Annotated in this window: 24 protein-coding genes; 14 read left to right on the top strand and 10 right to left on the bottom strand. The window is 41.0% G+C overall.

The window, feature by feature from the left end; translation table 11 throughout:
• Positions 1-23: 23 nt before the first annotated feature.
• Positions 24-332 carry a hypothetical protein gene (locus PSI06_RS02785; protein WP_273604309.1) on the bottom strand — a complete coding sequence of 103 codons (309 nt, stop codon included), beginning with the start codon at positions 330-332 and terminating at the stop codon, positions 24-26.
• Between the two features lie 750 nt (positions 333-1,082).
• Here PSI06_RS02785 and galU point away from each other — a divergent pair.
• Together galU and PSI06_RS02775 are read left to right on the top strand one after the other, a co-directional pair.
• Positions 1,083-1,973: a UTP--glucose-1-phosphate uridylyltransferase GalU gene (gene galU / locus PSI06_RS02780; RefSeq protein ID WP_273604308.1), complete on the top strand. Its 891-nt coding sequence runs from the start codon at positions 1,083-1,085 to the stop codon at positions 1,971-1,973.
• Positions 1,974-2,131: 158 nt separating this feature from the next.
• The gene (locus tag PSI06_RS02775; protein ID WP_273604307.1) at positions 2,132-3,298 is read left to right on the top strand and encodes a nucleotide sugar dehydrogenase; all 1,167 of its coding nucleotides are present in this window, start codon (positions 2,132-2,134) and stop codon (positions 3,296-3,298) included.
• A gap of 113 nt (positions 3,299-3,411) precedes the next feature.
• Here the strand turns inward: PSI06_RS02775 and PSI06_RS02770 are convergent, their stop codons facing one another.
• A complete protein-coding gene (locus PSI06_RS02770) occupies positions 3,412-4,854 on the bottom strand; it encodes a capsule assembly Wzi family protein (RefSeq protein ID WP_273604306.1) in 1,443 nt (480 codons plus the stop codon).
• A 236-nt stretch (positions 4,855-5,090) separates the two neighbouring features.
• On the opposite strand from PSI06_RS02770, the gene PSI06_RS02765 reads away from it, so the two are divergent.
• Positions 5,091-5,864, top strand: coding sequence for a YggN family protein (locus PSI06_RS02765; protein ID WP_029773261.1), 774 nt, complete (start codon positions 5,091-5,093; stop codon positions 5,862-5,864).
• Positions 5,865-5,942: 78 nt separating this feature from the next.
• Here PSI06_RS02765 and PSI06_RS02760 read toward each other — a convergent pair whose 3' ends face one another.
• A complete protein-coding gene (locus PSI06_RS02760) occupies positions 5,943-6,434 on the bottom strand; it encodes a DUF3016 domain-containing protein (protein WP_138611648.1) in 492 nt (163 codons plus the stop codon).
• A 390-nt stretch (positions 6,435-6,824) separates the two neighbouring features.
• Between PSI06_RS02760 and galE the strand changes: the two genes are divergently transcribed.
• Entirely contained in the window at positions 6,825-7,841 is a 1,017-nt protein-coding gene (galE, locus tag PSI06_RS02755; protein ID WP_138611649.1) for a UDP-glucose 4-epimerase GalE, read from the top strand.
• Between the two features lie 125 nt (positions 7,842-7,966).
• On the opposite strand, the gene PSI06_RS02750 is transcribed toward galE, so the two are convergent.
• On the bottom strand, positions 7,967-8,260 hold the full coding sequence (locus PSI06_RS02750; protein WP_138611650.1) for a prephenate dehydrogenase: 294 nt from the start codon (positions 8,258-8,260) through the stop codon (positions 7,967-7,969).
• An 82-nt stretch (positions 8,261-8,342) separates the two neighbouring features.
• On the opposite strand from PSI06_RS02750, the gene PSI06_RS02745 reads away from it, so the two are divergent.
• Positions 8,343-8,552 (top strand): hypothetical protein, encoded by a 210-nt coding sequence (locus tag PSI06_RS02745; RefSeq protein ID WP_024031488.1) that lies wholly within the window; start codon positions 8,343-8,345, stop codon positions 8,550-8,552.
• Positions 8,553-8,849: 297 nt separating this feature from the next.
• Here PSI06_RS02745 and epmB read toward each other — a convergent pair whose 3' ends face one another.
• Entirely contained in the window at positions 8,850-9,875 is a 1,026-nt protein-coding gene (gene epmB / locus PSI06_RS02740; RefSeq protein ID WP_273604304.1) for an EF-P beta-lysylation protein EpmB, read from the bottom strand.
• Between the two features lie 41 nt (positions 9,876-9,916).
• Here epmB and efp point away from each other — a divergent pair, with 41 nt between their 5' ends.
• Both efp and epmA read left to right on the top strand, forming a co-directional pair.
• Positions 9,917-10,483: an elongation factor P gene (efp, locus tag PSI06_RS02735; protein ID WP_004587956.1), complete on the top strand. Its 567-nt coding sequence runs from the start codon at positions 9,917-9,919 to the stop codon at positions 10,481-10,483.
• Positions 10,484-10,539: 56 nt separating this feature from the next.
• A complete protein-coding gene (epmA, locus tag PSI06_RS02730) occupies positions 10,540-11,514 on the top strand; it encodes an elongation factor P--(R)-beta-lysine ligase (RefSeq protein ID WP_054983914.1) in 975 nt (324 codons plus the stop codon).
• 159 nt (positions 11,515-11,673) lie between these two features.
• Here the strand turns inward: epmA and PSI06_RS02725 are convergent, their stop codons facing one another.
• Positions 11,674-12,600, bottom strand: coding sequence for a manganese-dependent inorganic pyrophosphatase (locus tag PSI06_RS02725; protein WP_004589063.1), 927 nt, complete (start codon positions 12,598-12,600; stop codon positions 11,674-11,676).
• A 118-nt stretch (positions 12,601-12,718) separates the two neighbouring features.
• On the opposite strand from PSI06_RS02725, the gene PSI06_RS02720 reads away from it, so the two are divergent.
• Together PSI06_RS02720 and mutM are read left to right on the top strand one after the other, a co-directional pair.
• Positions 12,719-13,234, top strand: coding sequence for a hypothetical protein (locus PSI06_RS02720; protein WP_273604303.1), 516 nt, complete (start codon positions 12,719-12,721; stop codon positions 13,232-13,234).
• Complete coding sequence (gene mutM, locus PSI06_RS02715; protein ID WP_273604302.1) at positions 13,234-14,043, top strand: bifunctional DNA-formamidopyrimidine glycosylase/DNA-(apurinic or apyrimidinic site) lyase; 810 nt, start codon at positions 13,234-13,236, stop codon at positions 14,041-14,043. The genes PSI06_RS02720 and mutM overlap by 1 nt, the downstream gene beginning before the upstream one ends.
• A gap of 5 nt (positions 14,044-14,048) precedes the next feature.
• On the opposite strand, the gene PSI06_RS02710 is transcribed toward mutM, so the two are convergent.
• Genes PSI06_RS02710 through PSI06_RS02695 form a run of 4 tightly spaced genes read right to left on the bottom strand, consistent with a single transcriptional unit; the run spans position 14,049 to position 17,581 of the window.
• The gene (locus tag PSI06_RS02710; protein WP_273604301.1) at positions 14,049-14,549 is read right to left on the bottom strand and encodes a DUF3299 domain-containing protein; all 501 of its coding nucleotides are present in this window, start codon (positions 14,547-14,549) and stop codon (positions 14,049-14,051) included.
• A gap of 13 nt (positions 14,550-14,562) precedes the next feature.
• Positions 14,563-15,804, bottom strand: a complete 1,242-nt coding sequence (locus tag PSI06_RS02705; protein ID WP_273604300.1) for an ABC transporter permease — start codon at positions 15,802-15,804, stop codon at positions 14,563-14,565.
• Positions 15,801-16,499 (bottom strand): ABC transporter ATP-binding protein, encoded by a 699-nt coding sequence (locus tag PSI06_RS02700; RefSeq protein ID WP_273604299.1) that lies wholly within the window; start codon positions 16,497-16,499, stop codon positions 15,801-15,803. The genes PSI06_RS02705 and PSI06_RS02700 overlap by 4 nt, the downstream gene beginning before the upstream one ends.
• Before the next feature lie 11 nt (positions 16,500-16,510).
• A complete protein-coding gene (locus PSI06_RS02695; RefSeq protein ID WP_004589069.1) occupies positions 16,511-17,581 on the bottom strand; it encodes a CDP-glycerol glycerophosphotransferase family protein in 1,071 nt (356 codons plus the stop codon).
• Positions 17,582-17,958: 377 nt separating this feature from the next.
• On the opposite strand from PSI06_RS02695, the gene PSI06_RS02690 reads away from it, so the two are divergent.
• The 5 genes from PSI06_RS02690 (at position 17,959) to PSI06_RS02670 (ending at position 23,390) form a co-directional block, all read left to right on the top strand.
• The gene (locus PSI06_RS02690) at positions 17,959-19,062 is read left to right on the top strand and encodes a phosphoribosylaminoimidazolesuccinocarboxamide synthase (protein WP_121637976.1); all 1,104 of its coding nucleotides are present in this window, start codon (positions 17,959-17,961) and stop codon (positions 19,060-19,062) included.
• A 121-nt stretch (positions 19,063-19,183) separates the two neighbouring features.
• Positions 19,184-19,843, top strand: coding sequence for a methylamine utilization protein (locus tag PSI06_RS02685; RefSeq protein ID WP_273604298.1), 660 nt, complete (start codon positions 19,184-19,186; stop codon positions 19,841-19,843).
• Positions 19,836-22,151 carry a bifunctional diguanylate cyclase/phosphodiesterase gene (locus PSI06_RS02680; protein WP_273604297.1) on the top strand — a complete coding sequence of 772 codons (2,316 nt, stop codon included), beginning with the start codon at positions 19,836-19,838 and terminating at the stop codon, positions 22,149-22,151. The genes PSI06_RS02685 and PSI06_RS02680 overlap by 8 nt, the downstream gene beginning before the upstream one ends.
• Positions 22,138-22,971, top strand: coding sequence for a DUF3034 family protein (locus PSI06_RS02675; protein WP_029773273.1), 834 nt, complete (start codon positions 22,138-22,140; stop codon positions 22,969-22,971). Before PSI06_RS02680 ends, PSI06_RS02675 begins: the two co-directional genes overlap by 14 nt.
• Positions 22,971-23,390 (top strand): group I truncated hemoglobin, encoded by a 420-nt coding sequence (locus tag PSI06_RS02670; RefSeq protein ID WP_029773274.1) that lies wholly within the window; start codon positions 22,971-22,973, stop codon positions 23,388-23,390. Before PSI06_RS02675 ends, PSI06_RS02670 begins: the two co-directional genes overlap by 1 nt.
• The last annotated feature ends 98 nt before the right edge of the window (positions 23,391-23,488 follow it).

Here is a 23,488-nt window from a genome sequence, read left to right as displayed (position 1 = left end):
AATATAGATCATACATGAGGCGTTTACTGGGGGTGGGGTAGCTTGTATTTTATATAGATAATAGCGGCCTTTAGACGCATCTCTCTCCACGAAGGGAATACGGTATTTTGACGAATAAAGCCATCCCACTCACTGCTTGCATATAAATCGCTTTCCACCTCGTACTTTTCGATTAAGCCGCTAGCAGCCTTTAAGCATTGTAATGTTGTAAAATAAGAGTGCGATTTTATAAAATCGCGAGGCATTAAAAAGTCTAGGGGGGTTTTATGCTCTGCTGTTCTAGCGTGAACATCCTTGATTAGTGTATTCAATAAATTAAAATCATTTGTCAAAACAGCATGCTCTCCTTGCAATTTTAGATATAAAGTAAATACCTGACTGCCTTTATAGAGCAGTCTTTCCTTTGAGGATTATTATACACAATACTGCGTTTTATCAAACTAGCTAAGTCGGTTTTTCTCGGCGCGTACACTCCGATTAACCAGTAAAGCACAAGGTAATTAATTGACTATTTATGAGAAAGCGAGTGCGTTTAGACACTAATGCCGCAATTAATAGCTAGAGATGACGTATTGGATTGCAGCGCAAAGCTACGTATGATTGCGAGCTAAAAGCGTCCTCTGCGATATTGCTTTTTAAGTGCGTATAAACCAATAATAAGGGTAGCTAAAGTACTAGCCAGAACAAATAAAGTCGCTATTTGTACTATGCTTATTCATTGTCCTTGTTACATATCTTTATGCGGCAAACCAAGCCAATATATAGATGATTTAGAATATGTGAAATTGTGGCCCGTATCAATGTTTAGCATTGGATTTTCTTAGCGTATTCAACATACCGTTATACTTAGTTTGTTAGGTAGCTTAATGTTCTTTTAATACAGAGGAAGCGCTCATACCATATTATCCGAGCAGACATAGAGTAACTAACATGCGCACCTTTTTCAGTCGCTTTGGTGGTGATGAAAACGTGTAAACAGATAGCTCCCTAGCGCAGTTTTTGACATTCTCTATTTCATTCAGCCACTATCTACCTACTAACTGCTAGTTTAAAGGCACTTAATCACTTATAAAGGACTACCTATGAAAGCTGTAATTCCTGTTGCAGGGCTTGGCACACGTATGCTGCCTATGACCAAAGCAATTCCAAAAGAGATGCTCCCCATTGCAGATAAACCGCTTATTCAATACATTGTTGCTGAATGTATCGCCGCGGGTATTAAAGAGATTGTACTGGTCACGCATAGCTCTAAAAATGCAATTGAAAATCACTTTGATACAAGTTATGAGCTTGAAGCCACGCTTGAAAAGCGTGTTAAACGTGCCTTGCTTGAAGAAGTGCGCTCTATTTGCCCTGCTGATGTAACCATTATGAGTGTGCGCCAAGGTGAAGCAAAAGGCTTAGGGCATGCTATTTTATGTGCAAAGCCCATTGTGGGTGATGATGATTTTATTGTTTTATTGCCTGATGTAATACTAGATGCATATACGGCAGACCAAAAAACTGAAAATTTAGCAGCGATGTTAAAACGCTTTAGCGAGACACGTGCAAGCCAAATTATGCTAGAGCCTGTAGCGCAAGAAGATGTAAGTAAATATGGTATTGCTGATATCAATGGTGTGCAGCTTACTCCTGGCAATAGTGCCGCTATTAAAACCATGGTTGAAAAGCCGAATGCAGACAAAGCTCCCTCTAACCTAGCGGTGGTAGGGCGCTACGTACTGAGTAAAACTATTTGGCCACTCCTTGCTAAAACACCGGTTGGCGCAGGTGGCGAAATACAGTTAACTGATTCAATTGATGAGCTAATAAAACAAGAAACGGTGGAAGCCTTTCATATGAGTGGTCGCTCGCACGACTGTGGTGATAAGCTGGGTTATTTAAAAGCGATTGTTGAATACGGTATGCGTGATGAAAAGTTAGGGAGAAATTTTTCTGATTATATCAAGCAACTCACAAAACACGATAAATAAGCGCTAAATACACATTCACGCTTTTTGCGATAACACACCCGCGGGTACCGCTCGGGTGTGTTATAAAAGGGATATTTTTTAATTACGGTTTTGGTTGTTCGTTTTCCCTCCTCGCTCTGATAAAATAGTAAAAATATTTTTAAACATAAAGGAATACCATGAAAATTGCTGTGGTAGGGACGGGCTATGTAGGCCTTTCAAATGCAATGCTTTTAGCACAACACAATGAAGTGGTGGCATTAGACATTGATGAGCACAAAATTGCGCTTTTAAACGATAAGACATCACCGATTGTTGATATTGAAATTAGTGAATTTTTACTGCGTGATGATTTAAACTTCACAGCAACCACCGATAAAAAAGTGGCCTATGAAAATGCAGATTTTGTTATCATCGCCACTCCAACGGATTATGATGTAGAAACAAACTACTTTAATACGCGCTCGGTTGAAGCGGTTATTAAAGATGCTGTGGCACATAATCCTAATGCGGTTATGGTGATTAAGTCGACTATTCCGGTTGGCTTTACGGCTGATATTAAAAAGCAGCTTAAGGCTGACAACTTACTATTCTCACCTGAGTTTTTACGTGAAGGTAAAGCGCTGTACGACAATTTGCATCCGTCACGCATTGTTGTGGGTGAGCAAAGTGAGCGCGCCACTATTTTTGCTAATTTACTGAAGCAAGGTGCAATTAAACAAGACGTTGAAGTGCTATTCACTGACTCAACGGAAGCGGAAGCGATTAAGTTATTTTCTAACACCTACCTTGCTATGCGAGTTGCTTACTTTAATGAACTTGATAGCTACGCAGAAGCACACGGCTTGAACTCAAAGCAAATTATCCAAGGTGTAGGTTTAGACCCACGTATAGGCAATCATTATAACAACCCGTCGTTTGGTTACGGTGGTTACTGTTTACCAAAAGACACCAAACAGTTACGCGCGAATTATCAAGATGTGCCAAATAATATTATAGGTGCGATTGTCGATGCTAATACTACACGTAAAGACTTTATTGCAGACTCAATCATAAAGCGCAGCCCTAATATCGTGGGCGTTTATCGCTTAGTAATGAAAACAGGCTCTGATAACTTTAGAGCCTCTGCTATACAAGGCATAATGAAGCGTATAAAAGCCAAAGGTATTGAAGTGGTTGTGTATGAGCCGGTGCTTGAAGAAGAGGAATTTTATCACTCACGGGTAATTAAAGACTTAAACGAGTTTAAGCAACTCGCTGATGTGGTTGTGTCAAACCGTATGGTGAAAGAGTTGAGTGATATAGCAGATAGAGTGTATACGCGCGATTTATTTGGTAGTGATTAAAAAGTAGCACTATCAGGGTTTTAAATTATTCTATTTAGATGAAAGACTCCCTCGGTACGAAGCGCACCTAAAGAGCTGTTAAACTGCTCTTTAGGTGGAGTGAATCAATTGCTTTAAAAGTTAGCAAACACACTCAAGCGGGCAAATGTTTCGCCATAAACATCTTTACCTTGGTAAAGCTCTGCTCCCAAACTTTGTGCGCCCATGATTGGTTTTGCCAGTTTACGAGTATAGGCTGTTTGTAGTTCGTAGCCAGTTTTATAACCATCGTTTTTGTTTTCAAGCGAACGAATAGTCGTATTGAGTGTTTCTATTGGGCTTAACTGCCAATGCCAGTTGACGCTCATTGATTTAGCTGCTGTGTAATCAGTATAGTCGTGCTCATCACCTGCCCAGTGCCCAATGACATTCCCCGAGTTTCGGTTTCCATCAAGGTACAAGTGGTTACCATACCAACTCGGCTGCCAATTGCTGTGCTCAAATCGTAAGCTGTGGTCATTACTAATAAACGGTAGGTAGAGCCCAAAACTGTACGCGTTATTTCGGGTTCCGCCTAGTGTGTCTTCTAGGGCAATTTCACCATATAATTCAAATGGCACTGAGTAGAGGCTATTATTGTATTCAAAGCTAATTGCCCCAAGCTGATCGCCCAGCTCATATTCATCTCCTAGCTCATCTGCATCTGCAGTTGTTATGTTGTCTTTACTACCAGGGGTAAAAAAGCCTTCTGCAAAATCTTTAAGGGTGACAGTACGTGGCCCCCCTCCAAATTGCATTAAGCGGCTTAAACCAATAGTTAAATTATCGGTAGCAGCAAAGCTTGTATGAAGACCAAATAAGTAGGGTTTACCCGGCTCATAAACTCTTTCTACGCCTGTCTGCTGACCTTCTTTTAAAATCCCACGTTGCTCTGTCATTTGGCTGATAAACATATCATATCTAATGTTAAAGCTAGTGATAGGCTCTACGTTACTTATTGTTATAGAGGGCGTTGTTTTAGCTTGTGTGCTTAATAGCATGGCGCTGTCTTCAAAGGGAGAGTACCAATGTTCACGGTAGCCAATATCTAGTTGGGCGTATTTATAACCTAGGTAAACAAAGCTTTGTGTTGGCAGTATTTCGTCTTCATTGGCTATGCCAGCCACACTTACACCAAAATAACGACCGAAGTTGGCATATGCACTGCCTTCGACAATTAAGTTTGTTTTTGTGGTTTGCCCGCGTTGGTTTGGTAATGTTTTATCTTTTGTACCTGCGGCAATAGTTACTTTTGCAAAAGCCCCTGCATCGCTTTGTACATACGGACTTAGCTGATAAGAAAGCGTTTGATATAGTGCAGGGTATGTATGTCGGATAGTTTGTAATACATTGTAAATATCATGCGCTTTATAGGGTTTGCTTATTATATGTGTGTTTTTACTTACAGCTAAAAGACGTTGTATTTGATGTTCAAGTACAGGCGCTTGGTTTAATGGTAAGTAAGGAGAGACACCGCCTTTAGCCACTGCACTTGTACTCATTGCCATCCCGACAAGCAGTGATATTTTTTTCAGCATAATTATTCCGTTAGCAAAAAATTGTTTAAGTAAAAAACGTTAATGCGAGGTTAGCAATAATCACATAAGTAATAAAGCGAAAAGCACGCATGCCCAGCAAGATAATTTCAGTGGGAAGTCCACCCGTAATGGCAAAATATGAAGGCAGCTTTATGAAGCCTATGGCTATTTTTCTTGCATAAAGTTGGTTTTTTGTTAACCTACTGGCCTTCCTTTTTTAGCTTGTTGAGGTGTATATGGCGTTGTTATCTCGTGCGATATTGGCGTTGTGTTTTGCTTTTTCAAGTTCGAGTGTACTCGCTCAAACTCAATGTGATGTTGAGTTGAGTCATGGTTTAATCATTACCGACGATGTTATTCGTATTCTAGATAAAGGCCAAACCCGTGTACAAATTAATAACAATAATCAGCTTTTTATACGGGGTTATTGGGTCGATTTAAGTACTGAAGAAAGTAAAGTGCTTGAGCAATTTAGCAATGGTATTCGCCATACGGTGCCAGAGCTTGTAAATTTGGCGACCGATGGCGTTAATTTAGGTTTAAGCGCGATTGAACATGTGGTTGAGGGAATGTCTGACAAAGAGCCTGAGGTATTAAAAACCCAGCTCCAGTACGTAGAGCGCGCGCTGATGGACAAGTTTAAGCGCGGTGATGATTTCTTTTTTATCGCGCCACAGTCGCTCTCGCAAATAGATGATTTTTTCACTAAAGAAATTAGCCAGCAAATACACTCTGCCGTACATGGCTCCTTAGGAGCTATTTTAATGTCGCTTGGTGATGCGTTTAAATCACGCGAAGGTAATATTGAAGATCGCATTAACGACATGGGCCAACGTATGGATATTATCTCTAAAGAAATAGATAAATCCCTGCAAAAAAAGGCTCAGCAACTTGAGCTTAAAGCCTCTGAATATTGCGAATGTTTAAACGCACTCGATGTGACCGAATCGCGCCTGCAAGCGATTGTTCCAGGCATGGCTGATTTTGATTTAGTGCAGATAAAATCGTAACTGAAAAAAACACCGCATTGAATTATTAATACGGTGTTTTTATGGTGTTGCAGCTTTGACTGCTTAAGCAGCTCAGTGCTAATCTAGGTTAGCTAAAACTTGCTCGCCAAACCACTCGGTGATCAAGCGCTTTTCATAAAAAAATGGCTCATCGCGGCCCATTTTAATTTTATCCATAAAACCCATATCTTTAAGCTCTACGTCGTCGCTTTCACTAACTATACTGCCTTTATCATCGCTTAGTGAGTAAGTGAGCTTAATACGCGGAAAATAAATAGGTTTTACTACGCGTATTTCATCCATACCCCCATAGCGTACATCGCCCGCTAAATCTATATCAGTTATTTCTAGATTTAGCTTATAGCCTTTTGGCAACTGCTCGGCAAGTTTGGAAAAATGTTTTTCGAACTGAGTCGCAATTTGCTTGTGGTACGACGCTTTGACTTGGTTAGAGGCGCGCACATCGCGGTAGTCTTTAAAATCTTGCCACTTAACTACAGACTCTCCAGCGTGTGCAAATGCAGGTAATGTAATACACATTGCCATAGCGATTGTTTTAACTGAGTTCATAACATTCTCCAAAGGGGCAGTGCTAATTATTTAGACTTAGCCCAGTAATAGACCATACAAGTTTAACACTAGTTTATTAACCATCACTTAATTAACCTGAACCTTTGTTAAGAGACTTACGAAAATATTTAATTATAGTGATATTTAAATTTATTTATCTAGCCAGAGATTCTCAATGAAAACATGGCGAATTCACGGGGCAATAGCTCGCCTATTGCAATTAAATTAAATGCAATAGGCGCTGAAAATAGCTGCTAGAGATCGGTTTATTGCCCACGGTTTAGGTTAATTATATTTACCCATTTTAATATGCTTTTAAAATAAAGCATGTAAATAGTACAAATATATGATGAAATTAACTTAATTGAAAAAGGTATCCACGGAGCATTCATGGCAATTTTAGTAACAGGCGGCGCAGGCTACATAGGCTCACACACCGTTTTAGAACTTTTACAGCAAGGCAGCGAAGTTGTTGTTGTTGATAATTTAAGTAACGCATCAAAAGAGTCGCTTGCACGCGTAAACCAAATCACAGGTAAAGATATTACGTTTTACCAAGGCGATATTCTCGATAAAGTGTTTTTAGACGCCATCTTTGCAAAACATACCATAGAGAGCGTTATTCACTTTGCGGGTTTAAAGTCGGTTGGTGAGTCGGTCGCTAAACCTGTTGAGTACTATCAAACAAACGTACAAGGTACGCTAACACTTGTAGATGCTATGCGTGATGCGGGTGTCTTTAAACTCGTATTTAGCTCATCAGCCACAGTTTACGGCGACCCTGCAAGTTTACCGATTAAAGAAGACTTCCCGGTAGGTGGCACAACTAATCCATATGGCACATCAAAATTAATGGTTGAGATGATGCTGCAAGATATTGCTAAATCAGACGAGCGTTTTGCATTTGCTATTTTGCGTTACTTTAACCCTGTTGGCGCACATGAGTCGGGCTTAATTGGCGAAGATCCTAATGGTATTCCTAATAACTTACTGCCATTTATTGCTCAAGTTGCGGTAGGTAAATTAAAGCAGCTTGCTGTATTTGGCGATGACTACGACACCGTTGATGGCACAGGCGTACGTGACTATATTCACGTAGTTGATTTAGCGATAGGGCATTTAAAAGCGCTTGAAAAAATTGCTAACAACACCGGCGCACTCGTGTATAACCTTGGCACAGGTAATGGTTACTCTGTCCTGCAAATGGTTAATGCCTTTATAAAAGCCAGCGGTCAAGACGTTCCTTACCAAGTATCGCCTCGACGACCTGGTGATATAGCGGCCTGTTACGCTGCTCCGGAAAAAGCCCTCAATGAACTTGGTTGGGAAGCGGTGCGTGGGATAGATGCCATGATGGAAGATACTTGGCGTTGGCAGTCAAATAATCCAAATGGTTATAAGAGTTAAGTTATTATCGTTGTAGAGAGCTACTCTACGGTTAAAAATCTAAAGAAGAGTCTGAAGTACTGCGCTTCAGGCTCTTTTTAGGTATGCTGCCCCATAAAAAATTATAGCTAAAAATGATGGGGGTACTAGTGTTTAAACGTCGCTAAAAGGGTTAATAAGCTTTGCAGTTTAACAACAGCTTTTTTAAGCTTTTCTTCGTTAAGGCCTTCACTGCTTAAGCTTTCTACATCGGCTGCTACATCAAGTACGTATGGCTTAAAGCGTTTAGCTTCAAAACTAAATCCGGCATCAGCTGGGAACAAGGCTTTAAATTTACCGTGGCCTTGTTGCTGTAGTTCATCTAGTTTTTTGTCGGCATCAAGTGCTTGGCGATAAACAATTTTTAAGTTAGCGTTGAGTTGTTCAATTATAGAATCCATGGTTTTCCTAAAGCTTTGTACTGCATTGCCGATATAGTACTTGGATTACATTTAAATGTCAGGTTGATTAAGGCTTATAACGATGAATATATCAGGTGGAAATCTACCCGCTATGTCTAGCTCTGGCCAAGGTGGTGAAGTATATACCGCTGCTTTGTCTAAAAAGCAGCAATTAGCAGATGGCGCAGCAGCACTTGCACTAATTGAAGGTGCTGCCCAGCCAACAAGTGCGCAATCACCGGCTCAGTCGGTCACTGCAACACTGGGTAACAATGTAAATATATACGTTTAAACTAGGGCGTGTTGAACTTTTCGGATTGAAATTTGTTCAATCTAGGGGCGATTAAATCGCGGCGCGAGGTTTGTAACCTAGTGGGCTAAGTAAAAACCGAGTAAAGCTTCCGCGTCCTGCTCACGCCCCTTACCTACATCCATGTAGGCAACAAAGAGTTCATCGCCCCTAGGAAGAACCCGAAGGGCAGCGCATGTTTGGCATTTATGCTGCGTTATCGCCTATTTATGGGGAATAACCACACTACACAGGCTCAGCCTTGCCTAAAAGCCAAACATACTGCTGCAAATTCAACCATCAAAGGTTAACACGCCCTAACTTAAGGTCGATAGGTGTTTTGCTTTTTTGACCGCCTATTTCTCTTACTAATTTAGGCACTAAAAATCCAGGCAGGGCTTTTAATAGTTCTGCCATTATTTCTATTGCTTGCTCTTCGTTAATATCAAAGTGGCTTGCGCCTTCAACCTTATCTAGCAAATATAAATAGTAAGGCAGTACGTCTGCATCAAATAACGCCTCACTTAAATTTATTTGTGCCTCAACGGTGTCGTTCACCTCTTTTAAAATAACTGCCTGGTTTAATAACGTTACGCCTGCTTGCTTTAGCTTTTGCATGGCGGCTTTAAACTCGTCGTCTATTTCGTTGGCATGATTTATATGGTTAATAAATATAATTTTTAGCGGTGATTGCTTTAGCCTCTCGCACAGCTCATCGGTAATACGCGCAGGTATAACAACAGGCAAACGGCTGTGTATTCGCATGCGTTTAATTTGAGGTAACTGTTCAAGCTCATCTAAAAACCAGCTAATGGCATCGTCTTTGGCCATAAGTGGGTCGCCACCACTTAAAATCACTTCGTTTATGTTGGCATCTGATTTTATATAGCTCAGCGCATCAAGCAGGCTTTTTTTATTAAGCTGGTTTTCTTGATACGGGAAGTGGCGTCTAAAGCAGTAACGGCAATTTACTGCACAGCCAGTTTTAAACATAATTAAAACACGGGATTTATATTTATGTAAAAGCCCAGGCTGTTCGTTGTCTTGCTCTAGTAAAGGGTCTTTATTAAAACCTGTTTTGGTTAAAAACTCTTGATGGCGTGGCATAACTTGTAGCAATAAGGGGTCGTTTGCATCGCCCTTGCGTATTTTTTTTATAAAAGGGACTGGCACGCGTACCGGAAATAAACTGCGGGCTTTTAGGTCGTTTTCATGGGCTTGGCTCGATAAACCGACCATTTCAAGCAAGGTTTTTGGGCAGGTAACTACATTTGCTAATTCTTTTTGCCAGTTTTTATGCAAATTTGCTTCATTTCTTTGTATCATTGGCACGTAGATTACTCGAAAAAAATTAAATAGAGGAAACGATGGCGAATTATAGCACCAACGAGTTCAAGGGCGGCCTAAAAATTATGATGGACGGCGAACCTTGCAGTATTTTAGAAAATGAAATGGTAAAACCTGGTAAAGGCCAAGCGTTTAACCGTGTTCGTATCCGCAAACTTATCTCTGGTAAGGTGCTTGAAAAAACCTTTAAATCGGGTGAATCAGTTGAAGGCGCCGATGTAATGGATACCGACTTAGCGTACCTATACACAGACGGTGAGTTTTGGCATTTCATGAACAACGAAACATTTGAACAAATTGCCGCTGACGAAAAAGCACTTGGCGATGCCGTTAAATGGTTAGTTGAAAACGATGTATGTACTATTACATTATGGAACGGTAGCCCAATCGCGGTTACTCCACCTAACTTTGTTGAGCTTGAGATCACTGAAACTGATCCTGGCCTTAAAGGCGATACAGCGGGCACAGGCGGTAAACCTGCAACGCTTAGCACTGGTGCAGTAGTACGTGTTCCATTATTCGTACAAATTGGTGAAGTAATTAAAGTAGACACCCGTAGCGGTGAATATGTAGGCCGTGTTAAGTAAGCTTGAGTACGGTTTATAAAATCCCGGCTTAAGCTGGGATTTTTTTTGGAGAAAATATGTCAGCAACACCTTGGGCACCTAGTGCAAGTATAAACACCCTTAAGCAACGTGCAGCCATACTGAGAACCATTCGTGAGTTTTTTTATACGCGTAATGTAATGGAAGTAGAAACCCCGAGCTTAAGCAGTGCCAGTGTAACCGATGTGCATTTAGCAAGTTTTAATACACAGTTTGTAGGCCCAGGCCACGCTGGTGGCTTGCCGCTTTATTTACAAACATCGCCTGAATTTGCAATGAAGCGTTTGCTAGCAGCAGGCTCAGGGCCCATATTTCAGCTTTGTAAGGCATTTAGAAACGAAGAAGCGGGGCGCCATCATAACCCCGAATTTACCATGCTTGAGTGGTATCGCCCTGGGTTTGATGAGTTTGCATTAATGGATGAAATGGATGAGCTAATGCAGCTCATTTTAAATGTAGAGCCTGCAGAGCGTCTTACTTACCAACAAGCATTTGAGCAAGTGTTAGCGCTTGACCCATTAGCAGCTACGCTTAGGCAATTGCAAACACTTGCCTGCGATCACGGCTTTGCCGATATAGCCGAAAACGAAACCAATAAAGATACCTTACTGCAGCTGTTATTTTGTATGAAAGTAGAGCCAACTATTGGGCAAACTAAGCCGTGTTTTGTGTATCACTTTCCGGCATCGCAAGCGGCACTGGCACAGATTTGTGAGCATGATAACCGCGTAGCAGGGCGCTTTGAGCTTTATTATAAAAATATGGAATTAGCGAACGGCTTTAATGAGTTAACCAATGCGACAGAGCAGGCAAAACGCTTTGATGAAGATAACGCCTATCGCGCTGCCAATGGGTTAAACCACGTGCCTATGGATACCCGCTTAATCGCCGCACTTGAGCACGGCTTACCGCAATGCGCAGGCGTTGCTATGGGTATAGACAGGTTAGTTATGCTAGCCACCGCTAAAGATACAATAAAAGAAGTCATCGCGTTTGATGTAGATAGGGCGTGATGCATGGCCTATAGGCGCCATGCTTACTGGCGCGTTGATATAAAATCTGTACGCTTTTTCTTTTTGCGTGAGCAAGCTTCACGCCTACCAATAAAAAAGCACCGCAATTGTTACAAATGCGGTGCTTAATAATGTATGTTTGATTGCTGAGTATACAGCTTATAGCTTGGCAAACACGTCTTGTAGTGGTGGCACTACTTGCTTTTTACGGCTTAATACGCCATCTAGCCATACTTTATCTTCGCTCGGCTTTTCACCGTAAGCTTGCTCTACAAGGTTTGCATCATCTGAAGCGATCAGCATTTGTGAGCCTTCTTTCATGATGTCGGTAAGCAGTAAAAATACTGAGTGGCGGTTGCCTTCAATTTTTAGCTTAGCAATATCGGCTTCTAAGTCTGCTTTAATTTCGTCAAACACTGCAAGGTCAATAACCTCTAGCTGGCCAATGCCCACTAGGTGACCGTTCATGTTGAAGTCTTTAAAGTCACGCATTACTAAGTCACGCACAGGGGTGTCTTCAACAGCTGACTTAACACGGAACATGTCCATGCCTAGTTCTTTAAAGTCTTCAATGCCGGCAATTTCTGCTAGTGCTTCTACACATTTAATATCAGCCGTTGTACAGGTCGGCGATTTAAAAATAACGGTATCGCTTAAAATTGCACATAGCATGATGCCAGCAATATCTTTAGGGATTTCTACGTTGTAGAAGTCATACATCATTTTAATAATGGTGTTTGAACAGCCTACCGGACGGATCCAACACTCAAGCGGTGTAGATGACGTTAAATCGCCTAGTTTATGGTGATCGACTACGCCAACAACACGTGCTTGGTCGATATCATCAGGTGCTTGTGTTTTTTCTGTGTGGTCAACAATATATACATCTTCGCCAGCGTAGCTTAATTTAAGCTCAGGTGCTTCGAAGCCAAATTTATCTAGGATAAATTGAGTTTCTGGTGACACTTCACCAAGGCGTGTTGGAATTGCTGGCTCATCGATTTGGTTTTTTAAATAAGCAAGTGCAATTGCACCACAAATAGAATCTGAATCTGGGATTTTATGGCCCACTACATACATAGACATTGACGGAACTCCTTTAAATTTGCCGATATTCTACCAAAGTCTGTGGCCTTTAACATATAGACAGTGCAATTAAGTTTTAGTTACACTTTAAAATCTTGAATTTACTGGGTGTATAAATATGCGACTGGGCCGCAAAGGTTGGAACAACGTTATTATTTTTTCGATGTTGATTATGATCTTCTTTTTAAATGGCTGGCATAAGCAGTTTTTAGGGGGCGAAGACGAGCCTACATTACAACCGGTACTGCCATTGCAAAGTTTTGTGTTAACACTGAGCTTTGTTGATCAGAAAATTGAACGTATTGGTACAAGTTGGCGTACAACCGCATTAAAAGAAAATACGCCCGTGAGGTGGGATGCATCACAGCAGCAATTAGCTGAGCTAATTAACCATTGGCAAACGGCTGCGTTGATGCAGGTAAATGAGTCTGTTGTATTTAATCCAAACTCACCATTGTATGTGGCCACCTTTGAGTTGGCTGGTGAGCGCTTACCTTGGGTTTATTTACTTTACAAAGGTAACGGTAGGTATTATTTGTTGGAAAAAAATAGCCAGCGCGTGATGGGGCTTGATTTAGCGACTGCAAAGCAGTTATTTCCAAGTGTTGATTTTTCAAAAAGTGAGTTGCATTAATGCCTGAATTACCAGAGGTAGAAGTAAGTAGACTGGGGATCACCCCGCATGTAGAAAACCAGGTAGTTACGAAGGTAAATATTTATAATGCCAGCATGCGATGGCCTGTGCCCGATGATGTTTATCAGTTAGAGGGGTTGAGGGTAGAGGGAATTGAGCGCCGTGCAAAGTATCTATTACTGCACTGCGAATTAGGGAGTGCTATTTTACATTTGGGAATGTCGGGTAATTTGCGCGTTGTGGATAAACGCGAGCCGCTTAAAAAGCATGATCATGTTGAGTTTGTTCTTAGTAATGACAAGGCGCTGCGATTAAATGACCCACGCCGGTTTGGTTGCTGTTTATGGCAAGCACCGGGGGATGTTCATAAGTTACTCTCAAAACTTGGCCCTGAGCCGCTTACGGATGATTTTTTTGCAAAGCGTGTATACGAGCAATCGCGAAATAAAAAAGTCCCCGTGAAGCAATTTATTATGGATAACGCGGTAGTGGTGGGCGTAGGTAATATTTATGCCAATGAGTCGTTATTTAAGGCGGGAATACACCCAAAACGCGAAGCAGGCAAAGTATCGTTAAAGCGATATCAAACCCTGATCCCTATTATTAAAGACACTCTAGCAGCGGCAATAACACAAGGCGGTACAACCCTTAAAGACTTTGCCCAAAGTGATGGCAAACCAGGTTATTTTGCACAGCAGTTGTTAGTGTACGGGCGAAAAGGAGAGGCGTGCGTAACGTGTAAAACGCCACTTGAAGAAATTAGGCTAGGGCAGCGCAGTACGGTGTTTTGTAAGCACTGCCAAAAATAGCCGTGTTATAGCTCAAACGGTGCCACACCGACGGCTTTCATTTTATAGCCCACTTGGGCTATTTCACCAGACCAGGTTTCGGTACTGATAACGCCGGTAACAACAATCGCATCATACAGGCTCTCAATGGGTACGCCGCCTTTTACTGTTACATGAACGATTTGATTTGGCGGCGGGGGCGGTACGTGAATACACGCGCCAAAGTATGGCACAAGCAAAAACTCTGTAATGACTTCACTGTCGCCCTCAAGTGGGACAACAAACCCCGGTAAGCTCACTGATTGGCCATTTAATGCTTCAACCACAGGTGCATCTAGCTCTGGCTGCACCCAGTTTTGTTCACTGCCTTCGTGGTTAGCTTGTGCTTGGATATCTATTTGTACATGCCCTTTTGGGATTAAGTCTTCCCAAAAAATTTCTTTCGGCGGGTTTGCACTACTGACAAAGCTAATAAGTAGGCAGCTTGCTAGCGTGCAGTAATAAAGCGCGGATTTAAAAAGTATCATGAAATTCCTAAAGTTAAGTTTTTATACTCATACCATCGCTAAGCGAATAAAAGTAAGCGCGGGTAGCTGGTATTAAGCCAATTATAAACCCAGCGGCCATAATAACGCCTATTAAAGTGAGTTCATAGTAAGAGAGCATGGCAATATTAACGCTTATGCCTGCATGGCTTTGCAAATAGCTGCTACTGATAAGCATAACGCCATAATACAAACCACAGCCAACTAGGCAGCCTAATAATGTTGTAAATAACGATTCCATGCTTATTAGTGTAAATAGCTGCCATGGCCGTGCGCCTACTGAGCGCAATATAGCAAGCTCTCTTCGGCGTTGATTTAAATTGGCCAGTAGTGTGGTCAACATGCCCAATAAACTGACTAATATAACAACGCCTGAAAACAGTAAGAGTACTTTTTCGACAATGGCGAGCATTTGCCACAGCTCTTTTAAGGTCACTGTGGGCATAATGGCCAGAAGTGGCTCTTTTTTGTATTGGTTGATATTACGCCTAATTTGCAATGTGTATAAAGGCGAGTCGAATCCCATTAAAAACGCAGTAATTTGACTTGGCTCACCGATTAGGTTGTTATTCTCATCGTGCTCATTATTCGCAGAATGTGAACCACCATGTATTAAATCAATAGCTGCTAGAGGTATGTGTAAGGTTTTATCTACTGGCGTGCCAGTGGCGTATAAAATACCGATAACAGTAAACGGGTTGTCTTTATGATGGTGAAAGCTCGTATTACCCATCCCGTGTGAGATCACTATGTTATCACCTAGTGTATACCCTAAACGGCTCGCTACATCGCTGCCTAGTACCACCTGGTTTAAATGCTTAAACGCGTGGCCTTGTTGAAAACTTAACGTTTGTTTTTTACCAAAGCGATAGTGGGTAAAGTAATCACGGCTTGTACCTAGTACAGCTTGGCCTTTGTGGCTGTCGCCTAAACTAATAGGAATACTCCATTTAACACCACGTTGAGCTGCGATGTACTGATAACTTTGCCAGCTCACCCCATTATTGGCGTAACCTATTCTAAATACAGAGGAAAGCAGTAATTGAATATCGCCGGTGCGGGCGCCTACAATTAGGTCTGTCCCAGAGATGGTATTACTAAAACTGGTTTTTGCATCCACGCGAATTCGCTCAATACTTAGTAAAAGCATTACGCTAATAGCAATGGTAAACAATGTGAGCAGTACACTTGCTCGGCGATTTAGCAAACTTTTATAAGCTAACTTAGTCAGGATCATAACTGCTCCTGCAAGCTAACTAGGCTAATTGCACGATTAAATAGCGGTTTTAATGTTTCGTCATGGCTTACAAAAACTAACGTACTGTTGGCGCGCTTAGCCTGTTCGAATAACAGCTTTATAAAGTTTTCTCTATTTGCGGTATCGAGTGCCGAGGTAGGCTCATCAGCAATTATAAGCTCTGGGCTGCCAATAAATGCGCGAGCGGCGGCAACCCGCTGTTGCTGACCAATGCTGAGCGAGGCAACATCTTTACTATGGTAAGACTCACTTAAGCCTAATGCTGTTAATAAGCGTATCGCTTCGTTTTGTAAGCTTGGCTTGGGCTCTGCTGTTTGCTGTAAGGCTTTTTGTTTTCTGCTTTTTGAAAATTCACAGCCAAGCGTGACATTCTCAATGGGTGTTAAATACGGTAATAAATTAAAGTTTTGAAAAATATAGCCAATATTCTCCGCTCTAAATACATCTCTTTGCGTATTGCTAAGTGTATTTAAATCGCGATTTAAAATACGTATGTTGCCACTACTTGGTGTGTTTATACCTGCCAATAGCGCAAGCAGGGTTGATTTACCGACGCCGCTGGGACCATGTAAAAAAATATGCTCGCCTTTATCAATTCTAAGGGTTGGGATATTTAGCGTAGGCTTGGCATCATTTTTATGCCATTTAAAGGTTACATTATCAAGCTCAATCATACAGTGTGGTGTTACCAACCCCAAAAGTTGAATTCTTTACGCATTTTAAGATTTCTAAATAGGTTAAGCGGTTTAGGTTTTAGCTTTTCTTTTTTGTGCAAAAATTCATTTGCAGCATTAAGCACGCGTTGGCTAGATTTACCATCAGTATATGGGTGGAGCTCTAGGCAATAGTCTTCAATACTTTGCATTAATTTATTAGGTTTAGTTAACGCATGTTCTATTGCTGCTTCTACTTTATCGGCTTCAGTTACATCAAGTAAGTGAGGGAGTGGTTTTTGATTGCAAAACGTAACAACTGGCTTTCTAAGTAATAAAAACATCAATAATACCGAGGATGTATCACACAGCATTACATCTGCAGCTTTAAGCAAAGGGAGTACGTTGTCGGTTTCTATAAAGGTTAAGTTTTCATTATTTAATGCTTTATATTTCTCAACCCATTCTTGGGGCATTTTAGGATGAAACTGCATTAAAATACGCCACTTCCCTTGTAGGCTAAAATGCTTTATTTGCTCATATAATTTGGGAGCAAGTGATAATTTTTTTGAAAAAGTAGAGCAAATAAGCAGTGTTGGACGTGGGTCGTCGCTTTCGTATGGGTTAGTTTGTGTATCGGTAAATAGGGGGTCGAGCGTTGGCCAGCCGGTTTCTACTACTTTAAAAAAACCATGTTGTTGCGCCAACTCTTTAAATCGGGTGGTAGTATTGGGGCCCTGTGTACAATATAGGTCGTAGCAGCCTCGTATTGCAAAGTGGCCATGATTGCCCTCTGAGCTGCGCTTCTCAGAATTAAAACCATGAAAAACAGCAACTTTTTTACCAGGAATAAAACTTGGAACAATATTGCCTGGAATATAAGTTATATCAGGGTGCCAGCTTCTCACATCAGATATTGTATGCAAGCGCTGCTCATCATCATCTAAAAAGTCGGGGTTTACTTCATTACCTGCTAAAAACCACCGAACTTCTCCACCATGGGCTAAAATTTGCGCCTGAAGCGGCCTTAAAATAGCGTATGAATAATTTTGCGAAATATACATTAGGTATTTTTTATTTGCGGTCGCAGTTAGGTAATCCAAGCGTTACTCCTCTAGTTAGCACGCTAAGTTTACCGCATTATTACAGCCATATAAATATTGCGTGGTTATTTAACCTGAGCTCTGGGTGATAAACCTATTTCTAGCAGCTATTTTCAGCGCTAACTGCGTTGAGTTTACTTGCAATAGGCCAGCTATTGACGCGTAAATTCGCCTTGCTTTCATTGAAAATCTCTGGCTAGAGAAAATAAATTTAAATATCACCATAATACAACACGCCCTAGTCAGTCTCTTAACCAGAGTTCAGGTTATTTAGTTTTCAGTGCTGATTGAGCTTTAGGGTAGGCTGATTTATTATATAGCGCTTATAACCCCATACCATACTTTGCTCTATGAGCATCCCTAACCCCGGAGATAGCATGACTAGCTATAAAGTTTTAGACGTAAACGATGACTTACCCATTCGCACTAAAGGTGGCGTACACAGCGGTAAAGTTCGTTCGGTTTATTGGCTAACAGATGAAGACAGCGCACGCCTCATTAAAGAAAAAAACTATAAAGTTCCGCAAGGAACTGAGCTGGCAATTATGGTTATTTCAGACCGTATTTCTGCTTTTGATTGTATTTGGCAAGGCGAAAATGGCTTAAACGGCGTGCCGGGTAAAGGTATTGCGCTTAACTCTGTTGCATCTCATTGGTTTAAGTTATTTGATAAAGCTGGCCTTGCGGGTAACCACATTGTTGATATTCCACACCCTTATGTATGGATTGTACGCAAAGCAAGTACCGTAAAAGTAGAAGCGATTGCGCGCCAATATATAACCGGCAGCATGTGGCGTGATTACAGTAAAGGGGATCGCAACTTTTGTGGCATAGATTTACCTGAGGGCTTAAGAGCAAACCAAAAGCTTGAAAACGTACTAATAACCCCTTCTACAAAAGGTATTATCGAAGGCGTGGCTGATATTCCACCTGTTGATGATGTGAATATTACGCGCGCTAATATCACTGATAATTTAGACGTATTTAATTTTAAATCGGCAGAGGATGTGACTAAATACGAAAAGCTATTGGTTGAGGGCTTTAAGCTAATTAGTGAAGAGCTGGCAAAGCTTGATCAAATATTTGTAGATACAAAATTTGAGTTTGGTTATGTAGAGGATTTAGACGGTAACCAACAGCTTATTTATATTGATGAAGTAGGCACCCCAGACTCTTCGCGCATATGGGATGGCGCGGCTTACCGAGATGGTAAAATAATCGAAAACTCTAAAGAAGGGTTCCGCCAGTTATTAATTTCTACTGTGCCAGAAAGTGACGTGCTGTTAAATAAAGACCGCATGGATGAGCGAGAGCAGCTTGCTAAAGACTTTATTTTACCAGAATCGGTCATGCTTGAGGTGTCTAACACTTATGTAGGCATTGCCAGTAAAATCATTGGTAAAGAGATTGTAATTCCAGAAGATCCTCGCCAAGAAGTAATTAATATTTTAGATACTGATTACGACCTTATTGTAAAATAGTACAACTAAAGTATTAAAATAAACAAAGCCCAGTCTTTATTTTTAGTTACTGGGCTATATTCCTTGCAATTAGTGCTGGTCTCTAATTAACTTAACCTAAGATTAACTTTTAGGTATTGATATGTTTAGGCAAGTGCAGCAAGTTTTTAATAAAAGAGGTTATTTACTCGCCGCTACTTTATTTTTTAGCCAAGGCGTACTGGGTGCAAATATTGATTTAGTCATTCAAGATCAGCATGGTCAACCACTAAAAGATGCAGTCGTTGAGCTTTATAAGGCGACAAAGTCAGAGCGCACTACGTTACCCGTTGCGGTAATGGACCAAGTACATAAAGCGTTTTTGCCTGATTTACTGGTGGTGCAAAAAGGCCAGCAGGTTAACTTTCCTAACAGCGATAATATTCGCCATCATGTTTACTCTTTTTCTCAGGCTAAGCCCTTCCAGCTAAAACTCTATTCAGGCCAACCTAAAGAGCCTGTAATTTTTGATCAACAAGGTGTTGTTGTACTAGGCTGTAATATTCATGACTCTATGGTTGGCTATATTTATGTAGCCAATAGTGAACACGTTTATAAAACGAATAATACGGGTAAGTTAACTTTAGACATAACGTCGTTACCGACTACGCTGAGTGTGTGGCATGCGCTACAAACTGTACCGTTGGAAAATAAAAAAATGATAACAATAAACAATAACAATGAGTTACTAATTAAGGTTAATACCTCCACCCCAGCACCGCGAAATACTTTTGGTAGTAAGTTTAAGGGCGGTAATGACTAACAGTTTAAAAAACCGCATTATTGTTTTATGTGTAGGCTTAGTGTTACTGACCACTATGGTGAGCATTGTTAGCTTTTGGTGGTCTACAAGTAAATTTCAAGAAGAAAAAGTAAATCAAGATATTAGCGTAGCGCAAAATGTATATAAGCAATATCTGAGCGCAAAAGAAAGCCTACTGCTTACTGCTGCTAAAGTACTCACTGCCGACTTTGGCTTTAAGCAAGCGGTTGCCACTCGCGATGCAGGCACCATAAGTAGTGTGTTGTTTAATCACAGCCAGCGTATTGATGCAGAGCTTATGCTACTGATTGATTTATCAGGTAAATTAATTTCAGCCAATACTAATGCAGATTTGTACCCTCAAAATTTAAAGCCGTTACTGGATGAGTTATTAACTTCGCCAGAGCAATCGAGCTTTGTTGTTCTTAATAATCAGCTATATCAAGTTATTTTACTACCTGTAAGGGCGCCTAGAACCGTTGCATACAGCTTAGTGGGTTTTAAAATTGATGACGAAGTCGCCCTAGAACTTAAAAACCTAACAGGAATGGATGTCAGCTTTATTGCTGAGCAGGACAACTTAGTAAGAAGCTCGTTGCTTAATCGCCCAGAGGTTTTTTCACCTAAAAACTACTTTAACACCACCACAACAACGCGTTTGTTTGGTGATTATCCTGTATATAAAAACCAAGATATTATGTTGCCCTCCCTACAAGGGGATGCGGTAACAATTTTGCTCAGTGCTGATTTAACGCAAAGCTATAACGATTTTGAAAACTTATTGTTTACGTTAATTATTATGGCCATTTTAACGATGCTGGTGGGGGTTATTACCAGTAGTTTACTGGCAAATAACTTAACAACCCCACTCTCACAGCTTGCAGTTATTGCCAGGCAATTTGCACAAGGTAATTACGCATTTGAATTTAATGCATCTAAACAAAGTACCGAAATAGCAACTCTTGCTAACGCCTTTGATAACATGGGTAACGATATTAACGAGCGTGAACAAAAAATTAGTTTTCAGGCACGCCATGATTCGCTTACAGGCTTTTATAACCGCTCGGCTATGCTTGAAGTACTCGATGATGAGCTGACTCCCTCTACACAATACACCCTAGTTGCTATTGATATAAAAGGTTTACGGCATATAAACGATAAGCTAGGCCCACGCGTAGGCGATGAATGTTTAAAAGCGGTTGCCAATCGAATTAGTGGCTTTTCGGACGAACTTGGCGGCTTTCATGCGCGTATTGGTGGCGATGAGTTTTTAACTGTGTTTCCAAGTGCCGCTGCCAGAGAGAAAAAAAGCGGTATTGTTGGTTTAATGGCACAGCTATTAGCGTGTTATACCATTAAAACGTTAAAAATTAACTTACGATTTAGCGCTGGGGTTGTCGAGTATCCCATGCAAGGTCTTGCCAGCGACGATTTAATGCGCCGCGTACTTATTGCTGTAGACAATGCAACAGATAGCCAAGACAGTATTCATTATTACCAAAATGGTGAAGACGAAGCGCATTTAGAACGCCTTAAAATGTTAGATGAGCTTAAACAAGCCATTAGCGATGATGATGGGCAATTATTTATGACCTATCAGCCTAAACTGCATTTACACACAAAAAAAATAAATAAAGTCGAATCACTGATCCGCTGGCAACGTAAAGATGGCAGCTGGGTAAACCCTGAGCTGTTTATTGATTTAGCTGAGCAATCGGGGCTTATTGTTGAGCTTACATCATGGGTTGTTAACACGGTGGTTTCTCAGGTGGCTGATTGGCAGGCTAAAGGGATTGAAATGCAGGCAGCAATTAATGTATCAGCACAAGATATTGCCTCACCGAGTTTTCATTCAGCGTTAGTGCGTACTCTAAAAAAATACAATGTTGATCCAACCCTCATTACTGTTGAATTAACTGAGCGCGACATGATTGAAAATGAAGAAAAAGGCATAAAAGCATTACAAAACTTAAAAGCCATCGGTGTAAAAATTTCATTGGATGATTATGGCGTAGGGCAAACATCACTGGGGAGATTAAAAATGCTGCCTATTGATGAGCTAAAGTTAGATAAGTGCTTTATTTTAAAGTTAGATGAGTCGCGCAAGGATCAACACATAGTGCAGTCGTCTATTACCTTAGGGCATCAACTAGGCTTTAGCGTTGTTGCAGAGGGCGTTGAAAACAGAGATTCGTTAGACTTACTTAAACTTATGCATTGTGACCATGCTCAGGGTTACTACCTAAGTAGGCCTTTAAAAGCAGAATTATTAGAACAGTGGCTAAAGGAATATTATGAAAAAAGTTAAGTGTTTATTACTTGGGTTATTACTTAGCTCGAGCTTTTCTGGTTTAGCAAGCGATGGTAAATTATTAGCGACCCCCGGGGTTTCGCAAATAGAAGGCAGTGGGGGCGGCGGTATTGTGCCTTGGGCACAGCTTGCAGGTTACGCCAGCGAAGACGAGTTCTCTGTGAATGGCTTTTGTAGCCGTGCAGATGTAACAGACTACACTTTAGATGTATGTGGAGCACAAGTTAACCTATTTAATCGTGTAGAACTTAGCTACGCTCAACAACGTTTTGACGTGCCTGCACTTGATACCGAAATAGAGCAATCTATCACGGGCGCTAAAATTCGTTTATACGGCGATATAGTTTACAGTGACTGGCCGCAATTGAGTGTGGGTATACAGCATAAATCCCTTGATGATGGCGCTGTTGCGACCCTAGTAGGTGCACAAGATACTAGTGGCACTGATTACTACCTTGCAGCGAGTAAACTCCACTTAGGCGCTGTAGGGGGGCTTAACTGGTTTTGGAACGTCACAACTCGCTACAGTGAGGCTAATCAACTCGGTTTGCTTGGTTATGGTGGGGCAAATGATGATGCAAAAATTTTATTTGAAGGCAGCACGGCTGTGTTTTTGAGCCGAAGTGTTGCCGTAGGTATAGAGTATAGGCAAAAGTCTAATAACCTTAATTTGGGTGAACAAGACTGGAAAGATTTATTTGTTGCTTGGATGCCAAACAAGCACGTGAGTGTCACCGCTGCATACTTAGATTTAGGTAGCATTGCAGGTGCGAGCGATCAAACAGGGTGGTACTTATCGGTAACAGGGTATTGGTAATGAAAAACGTTGTCATTTTATGGTTGTGTTTAAGTGCCCTGGCAGGGTGTGCAAGCTCAACAAATTTATCGCTTTATCAACAGCTTGATGGCCGAGCGGGGCTTACGCGTATTGTAGACAGTTTTATTTACCAAATAGGTAATGATGAACAAGTACTGCATTATTTTGAACACAGCGACATAAGCCACTTTAGAGAAGGCTTTATTATGCATATGTGTATGCTAGTTGATGGCCCATGCAAGTACAAAGGAGATTCTATGGTAGATATTCATACTGGGATGCACATAACTGAGAAAGATTTTAACCATGTGGTGGACTTACTTGTAAATGCGATGGAAGAGCAAAATATTAGCCATAGCATACAAAATGAGATTCTATCTAGGATGGCACCGCTGCGTAGTAAAATAATAAGAATTTAGGTAACATCTGTAAATTATTTACTCGTAGCAGTGAACCTTACTTTTGTAATAGTGTCCACTTAGTATTATTTCCTATAAACAATAATTGGCGCGCACAG

Origin of the sequence: Pseudoalteromonas sp. GABNS16E (genome assembly GCF_028598715.1) — a bacterium.
Classification (GTDB): domain Bacteria; phylum Pseudomonadota; class Gammaproteobacteria; order Enterobacterales; family Alteromonadaceae; genus Pseudoalteromonas; species Pseudoalteromonas atlantica.
Note: the sequence above shows the minus strand (reverse complement) of the source record. Positions and strands in the feature narration are given on the sequence as shown.

What these genes read in the sequence shown, in the direction of transcription:
- galU (WP_273604308.1), top strand. Translation starts at nt 1,083, where the DNA reads ATGAAAGCTGTAATTCCTGTTGCAGGGCTTGGCACACGTATGCTGCCT.
- PSI06_RS02775 (WP_273604307.1), top strand. Translation starts at nt 2,132, where the DNA reads ATGAAAATTGCTGTGGTAGGGACGGGCTATGTAGGCCTTTCAAATGCA.
- PSI06_RS02770 (WP_273604306.1), bottom strand. Translation starts at nt 4,854, where the DNA reads ATGCTGAAAAAAATATCACTGCTTGTCGGGATGGCAATGAGTACAAGT.
- PSI06_RS02765 (WP_029773261.1), top strand. Translation starts at nt 5,091, where the DNA reads ATGGCGTTGTTATCTCGTGCGATATTGGCGTTGTGTTTTGCTTTTTCA.
- PSI06_RS02760 (WP_138611648.1), bottom strand. Translation starts at nt 6,434, where the DNA reads ATGAACTCAGTTAAAACAATCGCTATGGCAATGTGTATTACATTACCT.
- galE (WP_138611649.1), top strand. Translation starts at nt 6,825, where the DNA reads ATGGCAATTTTAGTAACAGGCGGCGCAGGCTACATAGGCTCACACACC.
- PSI06_RS02750 (WP_138611650.1), bottom strand. Translation starts at nt 8,260, where the DNA reads ATGGATTCTATAATTGAACAACTCAACGCTAACTTAAAAATTGTTTAT.
- PSI06_RS02745 (WP_024031488.1), top strand. Translation starts at nt 8,343, where the DNA reads ATGAATATATCAGGTGGAAATCTACCCGCTATGTCTAGCTCTGGCCAA.
- epmB (WP_273604304.1), bottom strand. Translation starts at nt 9,875, where the DNA reads ATGATACAAAGAAATGAAGCAAATTTGCATAAAAACTGGCAAAAAGAA.
- efp (WP_004587956.1), top strand. Translation starts at nt 9,917, where the DNA reads ATGGCGAATTATAGCACCAACGAGTTCAAGGGCGGCCTAAAAATTATG.
- epmA (WP_054983914.1), top strand. Translation starts at nt 10,540, where the DNA reads ATGTCAGCAACACCTTGGGCACCTAGTGCAAGTATAAACACCCTTAAG.
- PSI06_RS02725 (WP_004589063.1), bottom strand. Translation starts at nt 12,600, where the DNA reads ATGTCTATGTATGTAGTGGGCCATAAAATCCCAGATTCAGATTCTATT.
- PSI06_RS02720 (WP_273604303.1), top strand. Translation starts at nt 12,719, where the DNA reads ATGCGACTGGGCCGCAAAGGTTGGAACAACGTTATTATTTTTTCGATG.
- mutM (WP_273604302.1), top strand. Translation starts at nt 13,234, where the DNA reads ATGCCTGAATTACCAGAGGTAGAAGTAAGTAGACTGGGGATCACCCCG.
- PSI06_RS02710 (WP_273604301.1), bottom strand. Translation starts at nt 14,549, where the DNA reads ATGATACTTTTTAAATCCGCGCTTTATTACTGCACGCTAGCAAGCTGC.
- PSI06_RS02705 (WP_273604300.1), bottom strand. Translation starts at nt 15,804, where the DNA reads ATGATCCTGACTAAGTTAGCTTATAAAAGTTTGCTAAATCGCCGAGCA.
- PSI06_RS02700 (WP_273604299.1), bottom strand. Translation starts at nt 16,499, where the DNA reads ATGATTGAGCTTGATAATGTAACCTTTAAATGGCATAAAAATGATGCC.
- PSI06_RS02690 (WP_121637976.1), top strand. Translation starts at nt 17,959, where the DNA reads ATGACTAGCTATAAAGTTTTAGACGTAAACGATGACTTACCCATTCGC.
- PSI06_RS02685 (WP_273604298.1), top strand. Translation starts at nt 19,184, where the DNA reads ATGTTTAGGCAAGTGCAGCAAGTTTTTAATAAAAGAGGTTATTTACTC.
- PSI06_RS02680 (WP_273604297.1), top strand. Translation starts at nt 19,836, where the DNA reads ATGACTAACAGTTTAAAAAACCGCATTATTGTTTTATGTGTAGGCTTA.
- PSI06_RS02675 (WP_029773273.1), top strand. Translation starts at nt 22,138, where the DNA reads ATGAAAAAAGTTAAGTGTTTATTACTTGGGTTATTACTTAGCTCGAGC.
- PSI06_RS02670 (WP_029773274.1), top strand. Translation starts at nt 22,971, where the DNA reads ATGAAAAACGTTGTCATTTTATGGTTGTGTTTAAGTGCCCTGGCAGGG.